General features: G+C 66.1%; 14 protein-coding genes. 7 read left to right on the forward strand and 7 right to left on the reverse strand.

What is annotated here, in order from left to right; translation table 11 throughout:
* Positions 1-22: 22 nt before the first annotated feature.
* A complete protein-coding gene (locus tag F8237_RS07255) occupies positions 23-1,822 on the reverse strand; it encodes a tetratricopeptide repeat protein (RefSeq protein ID WP_151643247.1) in 1,800 nt (599 codons plus the stop codon).
* A 307-nt stretch (positions 1,823-2,129) separates the two neighbouring features.
* A complete protein-coding gene (locus F8237_RS07260) occupies positions 2,130-3,791 on the reverse strand; it encodes an electron transfer flavoprotein-ubiquinone oxidoreductase (RefSeq protein ID WP_151643249.1) in 1,662 nt (553 codons plus the stop codon).
* A gap of 136 nt (positions 3,792-3,927) precedes the next feature.
* On the opposite strand from F8237_RS07260, the gene F8237_RS07265 reads away from it, so the two are divergent.
* On the forward strand, positions 3,928-4,743 hold the full coding sequence (locus tag F8237_RS07265) for a uracil-DNA glycosylase (RefSeq protein WP_151643251.1): 816 nt from the start codon (positions 3,928-3,930) through the stop codon (positions 4,741-4,743).
* Between the two features lie 117 nt (positions 4,744-4,860).
* On the opposite strand, the gene F8237_RS07270 is transcribed toward F8237_RS07265, so the two are convergent.
* From F8237_RS07270 to F8237_RS07285, 4 genes are all read right to left on the reverse strand, one after another.
* Positions 4,861-6,369 carry a glycosyltransferase family 39 protein gene (locus F8237_RS07270; protein ID WP_151643253.1) on the reverse strand — a complete coding sequence of 503 codons (1,509 nt, stop codon included), beginning with the start codon at positions 6,367-6,369 and terminating at the stop codon, positions 4,861-4,863.
* 205 nt (positions 6,370-6,574) lie between these two features.
* Positions 6,575-7,360, reverse strand: coding sequence for a ribonuclease HII (locus F8237_RS07275; RefSeq protein WP_151643255.1), 786 nt, complete (start codon positions 7,358-7,360; stop codon positions 6,575-6,577).
* Between the two features lie 76 nt (positions 7,361-7,436).
* Positions 7,437-7,892, reverse strand: coding sequence for a VOC family protein (locus F8237_RS07280; RefSeq protein WP_151643257.1), 456 nt, complete (start codon positions 7,890-7,892; stop codon positions 7,437-7,439).
* A 23-nt stretch (positions 7,893-7,915) separates the two neighbouring features.
* Positions 7,916-9,091, reverse strand: coding sequence for a PA0069 family radical SAM protein (locus tag F8237_RS07285; protein ID WP_151643259.1), 1,176 nt, complete (start codon positions 9,089-9,091; stop codon positions 7,916-7,918).
* 211 nt (positions 9,092-9,302) lie between these two features.
* Here F8237_RS07285 and F8237_RS07290 point away from each other — a divergent pair, with 211 nt between their 5' ends.
* The 4 genes from F8237_RS07290 to F8237_RS07305 all read left to right on the forward strand — a co-directional run bounded on the left by F8237_RS07290 (position 9,303) and on the right by F8237_RS07305 (position 16,595).
* A complete protein-coding gene (locus tag F8237_RS07290; RefSeq protein WP_162005914.1) occupies positions 9,303-11,690 on the forward strand; it encodes a phosphoketolase family protein in 2,388 nt (795 codons plus the stop codon).
* A gap of 4 nt (positions 11,691-11,694) precedes the next feature.
* Complete coding sequence (locus F8237_RS07295) at positions 11,695-12,891, forward strand: acetate/propionate family kinase (protein ID WP_151643261.1); 1,197 nt, start codon at positions 11,695-11,697, stop codon at positions 12,889-12,891.
* 82 nt (positions 12,892-12,973) lie between these two features.
* A complete protein-coding gene (locus F8237_RS07300) occupies positions 12,974-14,902 on the forward strand; it encodes a hypothetical protein (RefSeq protein WP_151643263.1) in 1,929 nt (642 codons plus the stop codon).
* A 67-nt stretch (positions 14,903-14,969) separates the two neighbouring features.
* The gene (locus F8237_RS07305; protein WP_151643265.1) at positions 14,970-16,595 is read left to right on the forward strand and encodes a PEP/pyruvate-binding domain-containing protein; all 1,626 of its coding nucleotides are present in this window, start codon (positions 14,970-14,972) and stop codon (positions 16,593-16,595) included.
* Here the strand turns inward: F8237_RS07305 and F8237_RS07310 are convergent.
* Positions 16,581-17,420: an RMD1 family protein gene (locus tag F8237_RS07310; protein ID WP_151643267.1), complete on the reverse strand. Its 840-nt coding sequence runs from the start codon at positions 17,418-17,420 to the stop codon at positions 16,581-16,583. The genes F8237_RS07305 and F8237_RS07310 overlap by 15 nt on opposite strands.
* Positions 17,421-17,751: 331 nt before the next feature.
* On the opposite strand from F8237_RS07310, the gene F8237_RS07315 reads away from it, so the two are divergent.
* Together F8237_RS07315 and F8237_RS07320 are read left to right on the forward strand one after the other, a co-directional pair.
* Positions 17,752-18,327 carry a glycosyltransferase family protein gene (locus tag F8237_RS07315; RefSeq protein ID WP_151643269.1) on the forward strand — a complete coding sequence of 192 codons (576 nt, stop codon included), beginning with the start codon at positions 17,752-17,754 and terminating at the stop codon, positions 18,325-18,327.
* Positions 18,328-18,389: 62 nt separating this feature from the next.
* Entirely contained in the window at positions 18,390-19,319 is a 930-nt protein-coding gene (locus tag F8237_RS07320) for a bifunctional helix-turn-helix transcriptional regulator/GNAT family N-acetyltransferase (RefSeq protein ID WP_151643271.1), read from the forward strand.
* The last annotated feature ends 157 nt before the right edge of the window (positions 19,320-19,476 follow it).

A 19,476-nucleotide genomic window follows, 5' to 3' on the forward strand; every position in this document is an offset into this window, starting at 1 on the left:
CAGCCCCCAGAACTCACTCAGATTAGCCGCCCTTGCCGTCGTCTTTCTTCTTGTCCGCCTGCGCGGCCGAAGAGCTCGAATTGTCCTCGGCGGCAAGGCCGTTGGCGATCTTGGCCTCGATCTTCGGAAGCTCCTCCGGCTCGGGCTTGAGATCGCGAGCGTGGGCCCACTGGAATTTGGCTTCCAGCGTGCGGCCGACGCGCCAATAGGCATCGCCAAGGTGATCGTTGATGGTGGGATCCTCGGGCTTGAGGTCGATCGCGCGCTCGAGGTTCTTCACCGCCTCTTCGTAATTGCCGATGCGGTAGTAAGCCCAGCCGAGCGAGTCGACGATGTAGCCGTCGTCGGGACGCTGCTCGACGGCGCGCTTGATCATCTTCATGCCTTCGTCGAGATTCACGCCCTGGTCGATCCAGGAATAGCCCAGATAGTTGAGGACGTGCGGCTGGTCGGGCTGCAGCTCGAGCGCCTTCTTCATGTCGGCTTCGGCCTTGGCCCACTCCTTGGAGCGCTCCTCGCAGATGCCGCGATAATAGTACCAGACGCTGTTGGCCTTGTCGGCGCCGGGCGGCAGCACGTCGATACCGCGCGAATAGGTCGCGCCGCAGTCGCCGAACCGCTTGCGTCCGCGTTCGATGTTGCCGAGCGCCATGATGGCTTCGAGATCCTTGGCATCCTCGGTCGTGACGCCCTTGAGGATCTTGATCGCCTCGTCGGTGCGATCGGCGGAGTCGAGATCGATGGCGAGCTGGATCTGCGCGTTGCGCTTGAGCGGCGAGGTCGACGGCACGCGCTCGTAGACCTTGATCGCCATCTGCGGCCGCTTCACCGATTCATAGAGATCGGCGAGCGAGAGCAGCGCCAGCGGATGGGTCGGCTGGAGGTAGAGCGAGAGCTGCAGATAGACCAGCGCCAGATCCTCGCCGCCGCGGCGGGTCAGCGTGGCGCCGATGCCGTAGAGCGCCTCGGCGGCGCCAGCTTGCGCGGAATCGACCAGCGGCGGCATCTTCTTGCCGGCCTTGGTGTCGCGCAGGCCTTCCACGATCAGCGGGTGGCGGGCGAGCTTCTTGTCGAATGCCTGGTAGACATTGGTCGCGGCGGCCGAGTCCTTGTTGCGCGACAGCCAGCGCGCATAGGCCTCGGTGACGCGCAGCATGGAATCGTCGAGCTTGTAGGCACGCTCGAAGCGGGTGCCGGCGTCCTTCTCCTTGCCGGAGAGCTCGAGGATCATGCCGGCGTGGAGATCTTTGAACAGCGGATACCATTCCGGACCGGCCAGCTTGTCGATGGTGGCGACGCCGCCCTTGGCATCGCCCGCGCCATAGGCGGCCCAGCCCGACAGCAGCGTGGCGACGAGATCGGTGATCGGACCGCGGATCGACTGGTTGATGTTGGTCTGCGCGGTCGCGTACTTCTTGACCTTGAGATCATGCACGCCGACGACGAGGCGCGCGACGCGGTTGGTCTTGTCGATGGTGAGGATGCGCTCGGCGAGCCTGACGGCTTCGTCGATATCACCGTCGGCGACCGACGAGATGAAGGCGCGGTCGAGCAGCTCGTTGTTCTTCGGGTCGGTGCGAAGCGCCGAGCGGTAGAAGGCGGCGGCCGATGTCGCGTCGCGCTCGACGCTGGCGTGGCGGGCGGCGAGATAGCTGCCGGCGGTGGTGAGCGATTTCAGATCGTTCCGGCTCGGGAATTGCGCCGCCGTGTCGGACGGATGATCCGGCGTCTGCGCCAGGACCGCGCCGGGGACCGTCGCGATCGCTGTGCCCATCAGGGCGATGGCGGCAACAGTCCAGCGGTTGAAACGATTTGAGAACATCAGGGCTCGCCTTGAGTTGGTAGTGCCTGGGTTTGCAGCAGAAGGCCGTATCGCATGCGAACGCGGCCGGTGGCATCGGACCCGGAACCGTCGGGCCGACAATGCCGCTTTTGGCGCTTCGCCGCAAGGATTCGGGCCGGGCGATCCCCTCCGCACGCCCCAAATCGGCCAACAGAGCCCCAAGACGCCGCCAGTATGGCGGTATCGTGGCCGCGGCAGGTCGCCGCAGCCGGGTCCTCACGCGAACGTGCGTCAGATCACCTTTTGTGACCTGGTCCGCTCTGACGTCACTCCGATCTGCTCGCTCTTACATCGCCTCGTAGTTTGGACCGCCACCGCCCTCCGGGGGAACCCAGGTGATGTTACCGTTGGGGTCTTTCACGTCGCAGGTTTTGCAGTGGACGCAATTCTGGGCGTTGATCTGGTAGCGCGGGCTCGCGCCCTCCTCGACCCACTCATAGACGCCGGCCGGGCAATAGCGATTCGAGGGACCGGCGAAGACGTCGTGCTCGGACGTCTTCTGCAGGTTCATGTCGGCAACCCGGAGATGGACCGGCTGGTCCTCCTCGTGATTGGTATTGGACAGGAACACCGAGGACAGCTTGTCGAAGGAGATCTTGCCATCCGGCTTCGGGTAGTTCTTCGGCGCGTGGCTCTTGGCCGGATCAAGCGTCGAGCGGTCGGGCTTGGCGTGCGGCTGCGTGCCGAACAGCGAGCCGCCGAACAACGTGTTGCACCACATGTCGAGGCCGCCGAGCGCGACGCCGAGCACGGTGCCGAACTTCGACCACAGCGGCTTGACGTTGCGGACAAGGAACAGATCCTTGCCGACGGACGAGGAGCGCCAGGCGTTCTCGTAGTCCACGAGCTCGTCATTGGCGCGATCGGCTTTGAGCGCCGCTGCGACATGTTCTGCCGCGAGCATGCCGGTGCCCATCGCGTTGTGCACGCCCTTGATGCGCGGCACGTTGACGAAACCGGCCGCGCAGCCGACCAGCGCGCCGCCGGGGAAGGTGAGCCTCGGCACCGACTGGTAGCCGCCTTCGGTGATGGCGCGCGCACCATAAGCGAGCCGCTTGGCGCCTTCGAACGTGCCGCGGATCGACGGATGGGTCTTGAAGCGCTGGAATTCGTCGAACGGCGACAGATACGGGTCGTCGTAGTTCAGATGCACGACGAAGCCGACCGCGACGAGATTGTCGTCGTAATGATAGAGGAACGAGCCGCCGCCGGTCTTCAGATCGAGCGGCCAGCCGAACGAATGCTGGATCATCCCCTTCTGGTGTTTTGCAGGATCGATCTGCCAGACTTCCTTCAGGCCGATGCCGAACTTCGCCGGCTCGCTCTTGGCGTCGAGCGCGAATTTCGCGATCAGCTGCTTGGTCAGGCTGCCGCGGGCGCCTTCGGCGAACAGGGTGTACTTGCCGAGCAATTCCATGCCGCGGGTGAAGGAGTCCTTCGGCTTGCCGTCGCGGCCGATACCCATGTCGCCGGTGGCGATGCCCTTGACCGCGCCCTGCTCGTCATAGAGCACTTCGGCCGCGGCGAAGCCCGGGTAGATCTCGACGCCGAGCGCCTCGGCCTTGCGCGCCAGCCAGCGGCAGACATTGCCGAGCGAGCCGATGTAGCAGTGATGGTTGTCCATCAGCGGCGGCATCATGAAGTTCGGCAGCTTGATCGCGCCGCCGCCCGTCATCCAGTAGAAGCGGTCTTCCTTCACCTGCGTCTTCAGCGGGCAGTCGGAATCCTCGCGCCAGTCGGGAACGAGCTTGTCGAGCCCGGCCGGATCGATCACGGCGCCGGAGAGAATATGCGCGCCGACCTCGGATCCCTTCTCGACCACGACGACGTTGAGATCGGCGTTGATCTGCTTCAGCCGGATCGCCGCGGCCAGGCCCGAGGGGCCGGCGCCGACGACGACGACGTCGAATTCCATGGATTCGCGCGGGGGAAGTTCTTCGGTGCTCATCTGATCTCAGCCCTTGAGACGGTCCTTGGGTCGATTGCGCCCTCTTGTTTCCGATTTTTCCGGGTAGGACAACCACGGAAATGCATTTCGCTGGGATGCAAGACGCCCCAAACTGATATAATAGTCAGACTTTCCCATGATACCCGAACCCGCACCCACCGTCCGCGAGCTGCTCGCCTTCTATCTGGAGGCCGGAGTCGATTGCGCGCTCGCGGAGGAACCGGTCGACCGCCTGGCGGAATTGGACGCTCCGCCGCCAGTCCTTCGCGCGGCACCACCGGTCGAGGCGCCACGGCCGGTTGCCGCGCCCGCGGTGATGCGCGGCGAGGCAACACCCGCGCCCGACATCGCGATTGCTTCGGCACGCGAGGCCGCACGCACCGCGCCGACGCTCGAGGCGCTGCGCGAACTGATGCAGGGCTTCGAGGGCTGCGCGCTGAAACACACCGCGACGCGGCTGGTGTTTGCCGACGGCAATCCTCAGGCACGCATCATGTTCGTCGGCGAGGCGCCGGGCCGCGACGAAGACATCGAGGGACTGCCCTTCGTCGGACGCAGTGGCAAGCTGCTCGACCTGATGATCGGCGCGATCGGGCTCAACCGCTCCACGGCCTATATCGCCAACGTGATCCCATGGCGGCCGCCCGGCAATCGCACGCCGACGCCGCAGGAGACGCAAGTGTGCCTGCCCTTCATCCAGCGTCAGATCGAGCTGGTGAACCCGGATGTGCTGGTGACGCTGGGCAATCCCTCGACGCAGACACTGCTCTCGACCCGCGAAGGCATCATGCGCACCCGCGGCCGCTGGTTCGACTACGAGACGGGCGGGCGCACGATCCGCGCTCTGCCGACGTTCCACCCGGCCTATCTCCTGCGCTCACCGTCCTACAAGCGGCTGGCCTGGCAGGATCTGCGGGCGATCGCGAAGGTGCTGGCGCTAGGCGCGGCGTAGCCACACACGCCGTCATTCCGGGGCGCGGCGAAGCCGCGAACCCGGAATCCATTCCTCCACCAACTCTGTCGCTCGATGGATTCCGGGCTCTCGCTTCGCGAGCCCCGGAATGACAAGCTACGTCCCCTTCGGCCGCACGATGGCCCAGCCGACGCGCAAGAGTTGCTGGCGGCCGGTCACCAGCCATTCGAACGCGCGCGGCACCTCCGGCACGATGCCGGGGAAGCGCGCGAGGATGTCCGGCGGCGGCGTGCCGGCGGTATCGGAGGCGCGCCAGACCACGACGCCGCCGGTCTCGCTGAATTTGGCCTGGTTGATCCACGGCGTGCGCGCGGGCTGGGCATCTATGAAGAGATGCGGACGGCCGGAATGCAACGTGATCAGGCTCGCAAGCTGGGTCTCGCCGGCGACCGCGCGCAGGCGATGGTTGGTGCGGCGGGCAAAACTCTCGTCGAAGAAATCCGAGATCGCGCGCGCCGGCATCGAGGTCGCGATCTCGCCTGCGCCGGTCCAGGGCAGGAACAACACGGCGAGCACGACGCCGGCGGCGGGCGCCACGACGGCGGCGGCCCACACCATGCGCAGCAACCGCGCGCGGCGCATCGCGATGAGGTCGCCGGCCGCCACGACCACGGCCAGCCCGGACATGACCAGCACGACACCGGCGCCGCCGACGACGGACTCGAGCCCGAGCAGGCCCGAGATCAGCACCGCGCCGAGCGCCGGCGCGAGCGCGAAGAAGTAGACGAAGTTGCGCGCGAGAGGTTCGACCGGCGGACGGTAGATGATCGGCGCCTCCTCGCCCTTGGCGACGAACAGGCCGGTGTTGAGGAAGCTCAGCGCCGGGATCGCGGCGGCCCCGAGTATGAGGCCACCGAGCAGCCAGGCCACGTGGATCGCGCGGGCGTTCAGCTCTGCGAGCTCAGGCAGGGCCGGCAGGACGAGCGTCTCGGCCCGCATCAGCCAGACCGCATAGGGCAGCGCCAGCACGGCAACGACGATCAGGGCAAACAGCGGATCGAGCGCGCGCAGCGTGCGACGGCCGCCGGCGGTCGCAAGCGCGAAGACGACGATCAGCAACAGAAGGTAGATCGCCGCGGGCGTGGTGAGCAGCAGCAGGCCGGCCTCGATCGACCAGGCAAACCAGGCATTGTCGCGGCGCTGGCCGATGATCTGCCAGGAATGCAGCAGCAGCAGCGCCCACAGCGGCCGCGCCAGCACCAGCGGGCCGAAGTCGAGCGCAGACGAAGAGAAGGCCAGCACCGTCATGGTCAGCAGCACGGCGAGCACCGCCTGCTGCGAGCCGACCACGGCGCGGGAGAGATGATAGAGCGCGATGAAGGTCGCGACCTCGCAGAGCTCGGCCAGCAGATAGACGCCGAACATGTGGCCGCCGGCGGCGCGATAGGCGATGTCGGCCAGCCAGACCGGCAAGGGGGGCCCAAGATCCGTGCCAACCTGGTACTCGCGGCCGAACGCCAGCAGCGTCGCGAGGCTGCCGGGCGGGCTGCGGTAGAACACCAGCGCCACGAACAGCCACATCGCGGCCTGCAGCAGCACGGCGATCCACACGATCAGCCGCGGCCGGGCGCGAATGAGCTCGATGACCAGGGAGGTAAACCGCATGCAACGCCTGAAAGATGCAGCCAACCCGTCCAGCCGGCCCTATTGGCTCACGCCTGTTTTGATAAAGGGCGTGACGCGTCGTGGCAACGCCAGTCTGCTCGTCATGCCCCGGCTTGACCCGGGCATCCACGTTCTTCGTGCCGCGGGGAGGCGTGGATGGCCGGGTCAAGCCCGGCCATGACGATGCAGGCAGCGGAACAAAACCCTAGAGATTTGCTGAGGCGTCGATCTCAACGCCCGCCTCCACCTGCGCCTCCACCTCGGTCACCACAAACAGGTCCCGCACGGGCTCGACGGTCCAGGGCATGTGCCTGGCGCGGGCGGCGGCGACGGGGGCGAAGAAGCTGCGGTGGTGGACGGTCGGACCGAGGCGATTCAGCGCGTCGAGATGGTCGGGGACGCCGTAACCCTTGTGCTGCTCGAAACCGTAGCCCGGGCAGTCCTGCGCCAGCGCACACATCAGCCGGTCGCGGGTCACCTTGGCGACGATCGAGGCCGCGGCGATCGACAGCACGATACCATCGCCGCCGATCACGGCCTCGCAATCGCATTCGGTGTCGAGCCGGTCGCGGCCATCGACGAAGACATGCCTGGGCTGCTCGGGCAGCGCCAGCACGGCGCGCTTCAGCGCCCACAGCGAGGCGCGCAGGATGTTGTCGCGGTCGATCCTGGCGCGCGAGGCGACGGCGACCGAGACCTGCGCGGTCGCGCAAATCTTCTCGAACAGCTTTTCGCGCTCCTCGGCCGTCAGCCGCTTGGAATCGTCGATACCGCGGGGGATGCGGTCGGGGTCGAGGATGACGGCCGCCGCCACCACGGGACCTGCCAGCGGCCCGCGGCCGGCCTCGTCGCAACCCGCGATCGGCCACACCCCGCGCTTGATCAGCGCACGCTCGCGGCGAAAGCTCGCCTTCGCGGGCGCGGCCCTCTTGCCGGCGTCCTTCTTTGGCGCGTCTTTGGCTGGCTTCCCGACTGACTTGTCCCGAATCATGGCCGGGATCGTGCGCAAGAGGCCTTGCTTGCGCAACCGGGAACCCCGGACAATTCCCGTTATTCAGGAGAGTGGTCTACTCCGCCAGATGCACCCGGCGGTCCTCTCCCACCTCGATGCCCGGCGCGACCACAACTTCCCAGGGATGGCTGTCGGGATCGGCAAAATAACCGGAATAGCCGCCATAATCGGTCTCGTGCGCGGGCTTCAACAGCGCAGCGCCCTTGCCAACGGCGAAGGCGAGCACGGTGTCGACCTCCTCGCGCGTGGCGCAGTTCCAGGCCAGCGTCATGCCGCGGAAGGTCGTTGGCCTCGGCTTGTCGAGCGAGACGGCGTCCGCCGCGAGCTGATCCCAGGGAAACAGTGCGAGCACCGGACCGCCGGTGTCGAAAAAGGCAACGGCCTCTCCGGTCGCCTTGAGGCGGCGCGAAAAACCGAGCGCGTCGTAAAAGGCGATGCTGGCGCGCATGTCACTCACGCCCAGCGTGATGACTGTGAGCCGCGGAATCGGGCCCGGGACGTCTTGACTCATGTTACGCCTCATTTGCATTCGTACTAGAACAGGCTGAGCTGAGCGCCGTCCGGCTTCGGCCTCGCAAAGTGATCCGTCGTCAGTTTCGCGCGGCGCTTGTTGAGCCCGAGCCTGTCGCAGGCGATCTCGAAGCGGCGGCCGATGGTCCAGGCCATCGGGCCAGTGCCCTTCATCCGCTCGCCCCATTTTGCGTCGTAGTCGCGGCCGCCGCGCATGTCGCGGATCAGCGTGAAGACGTGGCGGTAGCGATCCGGATAGTTCGCCATCAGCCATTCGCGGAAGAGATCGCGCACCTCCAGCGGCAGCCGCAGCAGGATGTAAGAGGCTTCCTTGACGCCAGCATGCGCCGCCGCATCCAGAATGCGCTCCATCTCGGAATCGTTCAGCGCGGGGATCACGGGGGCGACCATCACGGTTGTCGGAATGCCTGCGTCCGAGAGCTGCTTCAGCGCCTCCAGCCGCTTCGACGGCGTCGACGCCCGCGGTTCCATGGTGCGGGCCAGTTTCGGATCGAGCGAGGTGACGGAGATACCAACCTTGGCAAGGTTGCGCTTGGCCATCCGCGACAAAATGTCGATGTCGCGCGTCACCAGCGCCGATTTGGTGACGATGCCGACGGGATGGCCGGCGCGCTCAAGCACCTCCAGAATGCCGCGCATGATCTTTCCCTCGCGCTCGATCGGCTGATAGGGATCGGTGTTGGTGCCGATCGCGATCATCCGCGGCTCGTAGCCGGGTGCGGCGAGCTCCCTTTCGAGCAGCGCTGGCGCCTCCGGCTTGACGAACAGTTTCGACTCGAAGTCGAGCCCCGGCGACAGGCCGAGATAGGCATGGGTTGGACGCGCGAAGCAGTAGACGCAGCCGTGCTCACAGCCGCGATAGGGATTGATCGAGCGGTCGAAGCCGATGTCGGGCGACTCGTTGCGGGTGATCACCTTGCGCGAGGTGTCGACGGCCACCGTGGTCTTGAACGGCGGCAGCTCTTCCAGGCTCTGCCAGCCATCGTCGAAGGCGACCCGCGCCTCGGCCTCGTAGCGGCCGCTGGCGTTGGATTGCGCGCCCCGCCCGCGCCTGCGCTGGCTGTCGATGGCGACAGCCAGCTCGGGGAAAGCGACAGGAAAATCGGAAGGCGCACCCGCCGGCTCGGAGGGCGCCGTGACCGGCGGGTGCTTGAGGGCACGAGAGGATGCTCGACTCATAAAGCCAAGATAGCACGCAGCTGGAACAAATCAAGAACAAGAACGAAAAGCTCGAAAACAACCCCATGCACAGTAGCCGCCCAAATTTCGGGCGCGGTCTTTTGACATCACGCAACACGCCCGTCACAGCGATCCCGTTTGATGGCAAACAGGGATCAATCGTGCCGGAACAAAGTTGGTGACGGTCGCTGGGGTGAAAGTCGGCAGGAATATGAAAAATCAACAACAATCGGCCTTAGCGCGCAGCGACCTCGATCTGCTCGATCGCTACTGGCGCGCCGCGAACTACCTTTCCGTCGGACAGATCTATCTGCTGGACAACCCGCTGCTGCGCGAGCCCTTGCGGCCTGAGCACATCAAGCCGCGTTTGCTCGGCCATTGGGGCACGACGCCCGGCCTGAATTTCATCTACGCCCATCTCAACCGCGTCATCCGTGCGATGGATCTCAGCGTGCTCTATGTCTGCGGTCCCGGCCATGGCGGCCCCGGCATGGTCGCCAACACCTATCTCGAAGGCAGCTACAGCGAGATCTACCCGAACATCGCGCGCGATACGGACGGGCTCCGCAAGCTGTTCAGGCAGTTCTCCTTCCCCGGCGGCATTCCGAGCCATGCGGCGCCGGAGACGCCGGGCTCGATCCACGAGGGCGGCGAGCTCGGCTATGCGCTGGTGCACGCCTATGGTGCTGCGCTCGACAATCCCGACCTGATCGTCGCCTGCGTCGTCGGCGACGGCGAGGCCGAGACCGGCCCGCTCGCGGCGTCCTGGCACTCCAACAAGTTCCTCAATCCCGTGCACGACGGCGCGGTGCTGCCGATCCTGCACCTCAACGGCTACAAGATCGCCAATCCCACCGTGCTCGGGCGGATGCGCGACGAGGAGATCCGCGATCTCTTCCGCGGGTTCGGCCACGAGCCGCTGTTCGTCGAAGGCTCCGATCCCCAGCTGATGCACCAGGCCATGGCGGATGCGTTCGACGTCGCATTCGCCAGCATCCGTTCGATCCAGCAGCACGCCCGCGACGGCCGAAAGACGATTGAGCGGCCGCGCTGGCCGATGATCGTGCTGCGCAGCCCGAAGGGCTGGACCGGCCCGAAAGAGGTCGACGGCAAAAAGGTCGAGGGTTTCTGGCGCGCGCATCAGGTGCCGGTGGCGGGCTGCCGCGAAAACCCTGCGCATCTGACGATTCTCGAAGACTGGATGCGCAGCTACGAGCCGGAAAAACTGTTCGACGCGAGCGGCGCGCTGATCCCCGAGCTTCAGGCGCTGGCGCCCGAGGGCCATCGCCGCATGGGCGCCAATCCGCATGCCAATGGCGGGCTGTTGAAGAAAGAACTGAAGCTGCCGGATTTCCGCAGCTTCGCGGTCGAGGTGCCGCAGCCCGGCAGTGTCACGGGAGAAGCGACGCGCGAGCTCGGAAAATTCCTGCGCGATGTCATTCGCCTCAACGCCGCCGAGCGCAATTTCCGCATCATGGGTCCGGACGAGACGGCGTCAAACCGGTTAGATGCAGTGTTCGACGAAACCGAGCGGGTCTGGATGGAGCCGATCGAACCTTACGACGTGCATCTCGCGCAGGATGGCCGCGTGATGGAGGTCTTGAGCGAGCATCTCTGCCAGGGCTGGCTCGAAGGCTACCTCCTCACCGGTCGCCACGGCTTCTTCTCCTGCTACGAGGCCTTCATCCACATCGTGGATTCCATGTTCAACCAGCACGCCAAATGGTTGAAGGTGACGCGGCATCTGCCGTGGCGGCGGCCGATCGCCTCGCTCAACTATCTTCTGACCTCGCATGTCTGGCGTCAGGACCATAACGGCTTCAGTCATCAGGACCCCGGCTTCGTCGATCTCGTCGCCAACAAGAAGGCCGATATCGTCCGCATCTACTTCCCTCCGGATGCCAACACGCTGCTTTGGATCGCCGACCACTGCCTGCGCACCTATAACCGCATCAACGTTATCGTCGCCGGCAAGCAGCCGGCGCCGCAATGGCTCTCGATGCAGGACGCCGCCACGCATTGCGATGCCGGCATCGGCATCTGGAGCTGGGCCGGCAACGAGGACGCGACCGGCGAGCCCGACGTGGTGATGGCCTGCGCCGGCGACGTGCCGACACTGGAGACGCTTGCCGCCGTCGACCTCCTGCGCAAGGCGTTGCCCGATTTGAAGATCCGCGTCGTCAACGTCGTCGACCTGATGACGCTGCAGCCGAAGGAGCAGCATCCGCATGGGCTCAGCGATCGCGACTTCGACGGCCTGTTCACGTCAGACAAGCCGGTGATCTTCGCCTATCACGGCTATCCCCATTTGATCCACCGTCTGACCTATAACCGCACCAACCATGCCGGCCTGCACGTGCGCGGCTTCATCGAAGAAGGCACCACGACGACGCCGTTCGACATGGTCGTGCTCAACGAGCTCGACCGCTATCACCTCGCGATCGAGGCGATCGAACGCGTGCCGGGCCTTGCGACCAAAGCCGCGGCAGTGAAGCAGCAGTTCCGCGACGCGCTGATCGAGCATTCGCACTACATTCGCGAGCACGGAGAGGACATGCCCGAGATCCGCGACTGGGCCTGGCCAGGCAAGACAGGCTGACATCATGCCGGCGCCGGCCTCGGTTCTCGTCCTCAATTCGGGATCGTCGAGCATCAAGTTCGGCCTGTTCGACATCTCGGCGGCCGAGCCTGTCCTGCTCTGCAAGGGCCTGCTCGACGAGCACGAGGCCAGGCCCCGGCTCGTGGTGAAGAGCCCCGCCGGCGAAGACCTGTTCGAGACGCGGAGAGAAGCGTCGGATGCGGACAGCGGTCATCTGTTCGCCGACGTGCTCGGTTTCATCGAGGACCATTTTGGCAAAGGCCGTTTGGGTGCCGTCGGCCATCGCATCGTTCATGGCGGCCCGGATTATTCCGGTCCGGTCGAATTGACCGAAGCGGTCACCGCGAAGCTGGACGCGCTGACGCCGCTGGCGCCGTTGCATCAGCCCCGCTGCCTCGCACCGGTCCACACCATCAAGGCGATCCAGCCCGCGCTGACGCAGATCGCCTGTTTCGATACCGCCTTTCACCACGGCCTCGCGCCGCCCGCGAGCCGCTTCGCGATTCCTGGGCGTTTCGAGGCGCGCGGCGTCCGGCGCTACGGCTTCCATGGGCTATCGTTCGAATATGTCGCGGGCCGTCTCGCCGAAATCGCGCCGGGCCTCGCAGCCAGGCGCACGGTCATCGCACATCTCGGCAACGGCGCGAGCCTGTGCGCGCTGCGCGATGGTCGCAGCGTCGACACCACGATGGGCCTGACGCCGCTCGACGGCCTCGTGATGGGCACTCGCTGCGGCACGATCGATCCCGGCGTGCTGCTCTATCTGCAACAGCACGAGAAGATGTCCGTCGAAGCTGTGCAGCACCTGCTCTATCACGAGTCCGGGCTGCTCGGCGTGTCCGGGCTCTCCTCCGACATGCGCACGCTGCTCGCAAGCAGCGACCCCGCCGCGCGCGAGGCGATCGATCTCTTCACCTTCCGCGCGGCGCAGGAGGTCGCGGTGATGGCGAACACGCTTCAGGGGCTGGACTGCCTCGTGTTCACCGGCGGCATCGGCGAACATGCGAAGGAGATCCGCAGTGCGATCGGCGAGCAGCTCGCATGGCTCGGCGTGCGCATCGATCCCGTCGCCAACGACACGGCGTCCGAGCGCATCAACCGCAGCGACAGCGCCGTCGATGTGTTCGTCGTTCCCACCAACGAGGAAATCACCATCGCGCGCCATTGCGCCGCGCTGCTTCGCAAGCCGCATACCGCATGACATTTTTATGAATGATCTGCCGCAATGATGCCGTCGCAACTTCGCGGCATAAAGAGCGCATCAATCGCTGTGCGGACAGACCATGAAAACCCAGATCATCGAAGAGCTCGGACAGGGCGGCATTCTTCTGCCCGCGCTGGTGGCGGAAGGGCTTGCCGCCAACGACCGCATCAAGGTGCGAATGAGCGCGCTGCAGGCGGCAGTGAGTCATGCGCAGAACCCCGATCGTCCGGCCAGCGAGCTTGCAGTCGAGAGCCACGCCGCCGGGATCGCGCCTGCGGCGATCGCAACACTGATCGGGGGCGCCCATCTGATCGGACCGTCGCGGCTCGCGGCACCAAACCTCGCCAAGCTGATGAAGGAGATCCAGGACGACGCCGCGGCCATGATCCGCGCCGTCAGCGCTGGCGCGTCTTCGGAGGGAGAGAAAGCGAATGCGCGGCTGACGGCCATCCGCAGCGCCGGCCTGCTCGATGCGACCAACGACATCGATCTTGCCCGCATTGCCCGTCTCACCGGCGTCGCTGAGGCGGCCGGCGACAGTCTCCATCGCCTGGTGATGGATCTGCACAAGGCGCTGAACAAGCTCGCGGCGAGCTGCTCGGAGGAAACGCTCGAGGGCGCCCATGTGTTCGGCCTGCACGGCGAAGATCGCAGCGCGGTCGAAGCCTTCATGAAGGGCCTGAACGAGACGCGCGGCCTCAAGTTCAACCACCCCGGCCTCGACACCATGGCGACCCGCTCGGGCGGCCGGCTGCTGATCCAGAACGACATCGGCACCACCGATGCCCATGTCGTGGTGATCGCGGTCAAGAAGAACGCGGTCACAGTCACCTACACCGACGTGCATCTGGCGCGGGCGAAGTTCTTCATCTCGCTGTTCGACAAGTTCGAGGCAACCTGGAGCGGGCTCGACCGTCACACCGCCGCAGGTCTTGGTGAAGACAATTCGTTCTATCTCGTCACCGGGCAGTTCCAGGCCTCTCATGCCGCCGATCGCAACGAATTCCTCGCGGCCGTGGGCGGCGCACTGGTGTTCCTGATCGACTGGAACAAGGCACGCAAGCTGTTGCGCACCTGGGTCGCCAAGGACGACGCGGCAAGGATCCTGGAATGGGCGGCGCGTCACCGGATCGGACACCGCGGCTTCCTCGAGCTCGGCGGCAACGAACTTCTCGGATCCGCGGTCCGCAATGCCGCCCCCGCGCGGATCGGCTTCGGCGAACGGCTCGACCAGGCGCTCGGCCGTACCGCCGCCATCGATTTCCTCAAGGCGGCGCTGCGCGCCTCGACCGGCGCGCTGCTCACGGGTCGCTCGGTCAGGACAGTACGCGACCAGATCGAGGCTGACCTGGTGCGACACCTGGAGCGCGTCGATGGCGCCCTGCTCGCCGCCGTGCTGCGCCAGATCGGATTGGCGCATGATCTCGTCGCGGCGATCTCTCGTCATATCGACGCGCTTCGGGTCGGCCGGCCCGCCGACCCCAAGCTGCTGGCGCGACGCTGTGGCGCGATCGAGCAGAAGGCCGATCGCATCGCGCTCGAAACCCGCAAGGAGATCGACCGGCTCAACGCGCGGCCGACGATCGGGCAATTGACCGATCGCGCCGAAGAAGCCGTCGACGAACTCGAACAGGCAGCCTTCATTGCCTCCCTCATGCCCGATCGGGCGGACCCCTCGCTGCTGACAGCGCTCGCCGAGCTCTGCGCGGTCGCGATGACCGCGACCGAAGTCGCCGCCAGCGGGATCGCCGCAGCGACCGATGTACCGGAAGGACGGCGCGCGGATTCCGAGGACGCGCTGACCGCGGTGACCCGGCTGATCGATGCCGAACATGCCGCGGACAGCCTGGAACGCGCGACGACCGCACTGGTGTTCGGCGGCGGCTTCGACGTCGCGACCTCGCTCTCAGTGCTCGAGCTCGCGCGTGCGATCGAGCGCGCCACCGATCGTTTCGCCGGCTTCGGCCACCTGTTGCGCCGTCACATCATGATCGACCTCGCAGCCTAGTTGCTTGCGCAAAACCTTTCGGAGAACCGCTTCGCTGTTTTCCGGATCGTGCACCTGGAGAACCACCATGCATATCGTGCGTATCGGCGCCGGCGCCACGGAGCTGCATTCCGCCGACGAGATCGGCGCCAAGGCCGCGAACCTCGCCCGGATGGCCGCGCTCGGCTTGCCGGTGCCGCCCGCCTTCGTGCTGCCGGTCAAGCTGTGCGCGGACATCATCGCCCGCCACGCCCACGCCGAACGTCGTCTGCGCGACGGGCTCAAGGAAGGAATTGCGTTCCTGGAAGAGGCGACTGGCAAGCGCTTCGGCGACCGACGGCAGCCGCTGCTGGTCTCGGTACGCTCGGGGGCCGCCCGATCGATGCCGGGCATGCTCGACACCGTTCTCAATGTCGGCTGCACACCGGATGCGGTGCACGGACTGATCCGGGCGACCGGCCGGCCGCGGCTCGCCTGGGACTGCCGACGCCGCTTCCTGGAGAGCTTTGGCGAGACCGTGCTTGGATTGGACGCCGAGGCATTCGCCGTCCGCATCGCCGAACTGGTCGGAGCCGAGGGCGCCGACAGCGATCGCGAGCTCGACAGCGAGGCGCTGGAGCGACTTGCCGGCGACGAACAGGTGCTGGTCGAGGATCGCGCCGATGGCTGGCTCGACGATGCGGTCGCCCAGCTCGAAGCGGCAGCGCAGGCCGTCTACCGGTCCTGGATGAGCGAGCGTGCCCAGACCTATCGGAAGCTCCAGCAGCTCGAAGAGCTCGAGGGCACCGCCGTCACGGTCCAGGCGATGGTGTTCGGCAATGGCGGGCTGGCCTCCGGCGCCGGCGTCGCCTTCTCCCGCGATCCCTCGACCGGGGCGCCGCGCCCGATGATCGATCTGGTCCTCGATGCGCAGGGCGAGGACGTCGTGTCCGGCCGCCGCGCGCCCGACTCGGCCGACGCGATCGCGCGCGCATTGCCGCGAACCGAAGCCGAGCTTGGCGACGTGCTGAAGCGGCTCGAGCGCGAGTTCACCGACGTCCAGGACGTCGAATTCACCGTCGAGGACGGCAGGCTCTGGATCCTCCAGACCCGGGCCGCCAAGCGCACCCCGCGCGCCGCGGTGAAGATCGCGATCGATCTCGTGCATGAAGGCCTGATCACGCAGGACGAGGCCCTGACGCGCATTGAAGACATCGATCTCGCCGCGCTCACGGAAACCAGACTGGTTTCTCCCGGCAAGCCCGCAACCGCCGGCGTCGGAGCCTCCGGCGGCATCGGCATCGGCCGTGCGGCGTTCGATGCCGAAAGCGCCCAGCGCCTCTCGGCCGCGGGCGAGCCGGTCATCCTGCTGCGTCCCGACACCAGCACCGCCGATGTCGCAGGTTTCGCGCTGGCGGCGGGCATCGTCACGGCGGTCGGCGCGCGGACTTCGCATGCAGCCCTAGTGGCCCGGCAGATGGGCAAGCCCTGCGTGGTCGGCTGCCGCGACCTGAAGATCGATCCCGTCGCGCGGCGGGCCCAGCTCGCCGGTGCCCTGCTGTGCGAGGACGAATGGGTCACGATCGACGGCGATGCCGGAGAGCTTCATCTCGGACGCTGCGAGACGGTCGAGACGCGGCCCGAGGCCGAGCTTGCCGAGATCGCCGCGTGGCATGCGCGGTCCGCCCCGCACAAGCGCCGCCCGCACGCAGCGAGCGGCTCAGTGAGTCCCTGATAGGATCTGGAAGCAGCCGATCGCGACCTCGATCACGATCAGAACCACCACCGCGATTTCGAGGCGCAGCGAGCGCTGGGTGTCGATGATGTCGGTCAGTGCGTTAGCGGTCTCCGACACCGCGGTGAGCTTGCGCTCGAGCGTATCGAGACGCTCCTTCAATTCGTACTCGTCTTCGAGACGGGCATAGAGCCGGTCGAGTTCGGGCTTCTCCCAGAGCACGTCGGGTTTCTCGGCCACCGCAACACGGCCGGCCACGCGCTGCTGCACCAGAAGCGCGTTGCCGATCAGCTGCAGGATGGCCTTGCGGCGGCGCGGCGTGCGGCCGTGCTCGGCAAGCTCGCGTGCAAAGGGCTCGATCACGTCGAAGACTGCAGCGACGCGCCGCTCGTCGCGGGCGAGCGAGGTGCTCTTGGCGAGCGCATCCGCGACGATCAGCAGCCGGTCGTCGGAGAATTTGGCAAGGCAGATCGGCCCGCCCGGCTGGATCACCTCGGTGCTTTCATCCTTGCAGAGCTGCGCCTGGGCGATCTCTTCCTCATAGGGGCTGAGCTCGCCGGTCACGCGGGACTTCAGGCCGTCGATCAGAACCTTCTCTTCGGAAGGAAGCAGGCCGATCAGCACCACGACGCCGTAGCGGAAGATGACGGCGAGTCCGGCATGGACGCGAAAGGCGGCGGGCGTCGAGGAGACTGGCGCACCGATCTCGAGCCCGGAGGGATTGATGCGTTCACCCAGCATCACGGCGCGGATCCGCAAAGTCGGCGCGGCATCCGGCTTCGGGGACGTCGACGTCAGGCTGACAGCGAGTTGATCGGCGTTCATGCGAAGCTCTCGTCAGCAACACGGATGCAGGATTTTCCCATTTCCGGCTTTCGTCCCGCTCCCATCCTCTTCTTGCAGGATTGCGATCTGCCTGTATGTCGCGCAATATAGGAACGAAATTCCGGGTTAAAATCGTTAAAACGGGGCTTACGCCGAAATATTCGGCAACATTGCCACCCCGCGCGGGACATATTTGGATGCAATTGCTCCGGCAGTTTACCATCGCCCCCCGAAGCGCCGCCGAAAAGTTGCACTCGGCAAGGCCGCGTGTTTATGACAACATCATAACAAGCTACGCTTCTCCCGAAGTGCAGACATCGAAGCCTCAATCATGCTGAGCGTCATCATACCGACCGAAGGCGTCGAGCAGACGGCGGTCGCCACCTTGGCGGCGCTGGTCCCCGGCGCCGCGGCCGGCATCATCCGGGAAGTGCTTTTGATCGACGGCACCCGCAACGGCGTCATCGAGCGCGTTGCCGACGTCGCGGGCTGCCGTTTCGTCGGCTTCGAGGGCTCCTCGCAGGGTGCGGCGCTGGCCGCCGGCGCGCTCCAGGCCCGCTCGCCCTGGCTGATGTTTCTCCCCGCCGGCGCGGTGCTCGAAACCGGCTGGATCGAGGAGACGACCCAGTTCATCCAGGCCGTCTCGACCAGCGGCCGGGACCGTGCCGCAGTGTTCCGCTACGCGCGCTCGCCATACGCCGATACCGGATTCCGCGACATGCTCCGCGCCGTCGTGCGCAAGCTGGTTGGTCCGCTGGGCGATCAGGGACTTTTGATCGCGCGTGATCACTACGACCGGATCGGCGGCTACCCGCCCCAGGCCCGCCGCTCCGAGGCACGGCTGCTGCGGCGGCTCGGCCGCTCCTCCCGGACCATGCTGCGCAGCCGGATCGTCATGGTCGGCTGAGGCCACCAGATACTTGCCAACGTCAAATAATTATTTGACTATGGCAAATATCGAGGTGAACCATGCCGACCAACGGTACCGACGACCACATCGCAGCGGTGCGCACCTTCAACCGCTTTTACACCCGCAAGCTCGGCGTGCTCGACCAGCATCTCGGCAAGAGCCCGTTCTCGCTCAGCGAAGCCCGCGTGCTCTACGAGCTCGCGCATCGCGACGACCTTGCGGCAAAAGAGATCGGAAACGAGCTTGGTCTTGATCCCGGCTATCTCAGCCGCATCGTCCAAGGCTTCGATGAGAAGGGACTCATCACGCGAAAGCCCCTGCCCGCGGACCGCCGGCAATACCAGCTCAGTCTCACCGCCAAGGGGCGCCAGGCCTTCGCCAAGCTGAACCTGGGCTCGCAAAACGAGGTCGCCGCAATGCTGGCTCCGCTTTCGGCCGGCGATGCAGCGCGGCTCACGCAAGCCATGGCGACCATCGAGGACGTGCTGGAGCCGCGCCGGAGCCAGCCCGCGGCGTTCATGCTGCGCAGCCACCGTGTCGGCGACATGGGCTGGGTGATCTCGCGGCAGGCCGCCGCCTATGCCGCGGATTACAACTGGGACATCAGCTACGAGGCGCTGGTCGCCAAGATCTGCGCGCAATTCATTGAGAACTACGACCCCGCGCGTGAGCACTGCTGGATCGCGGAAGCCAATGGCGAGCCGATCGGCTCGATCTTTCTGGTCAAGGCCACGGACGAGATCGCCAAGCTCCGCCTGTTGCAGGTCGAGAAGAAAGCGCGCGGGCTCGGTGTCGGCCGCGCGCTGGTCGAGCAATGCATCCAGGGCGCTCGCGAGCGAGGCTACAGCAGGATGACGCTGTGGACCCAGAGCATCCTGGTGGCCGCACGCGGCATCTATCAAAGTGCGGGCTTCAGGCTGGTCGCCACTGAGCCGCATCACAGCTTCGGGCAAGATTTGGTCGGCGAGACCTGGGAGCGGGATCTGTAGCTGCAGGAAGCGAGATGGGCATGACTGCGCCCTCGCCCCTTGGGGGAGAGGGCAGCGAAGCCGGTAGACACAAGCTCACTTGGGTGAGGGGTATGTCGCCGCGAACATCCGTGCAAGTGGATAGATACCCCTCATCCGGCGATTCGCGCCACCTTCC

Source organism: Bradyrhizobium betae, assembly GCF_008932115.1.
Taxonomy (GTDB): domain Bacteria; phylum Pseudomonadota; class Alphaproteobacteria; order Rhizobiales; family Xanthobacteraceae; genus Bradyrhizobium; species Bradyrhizobium betae.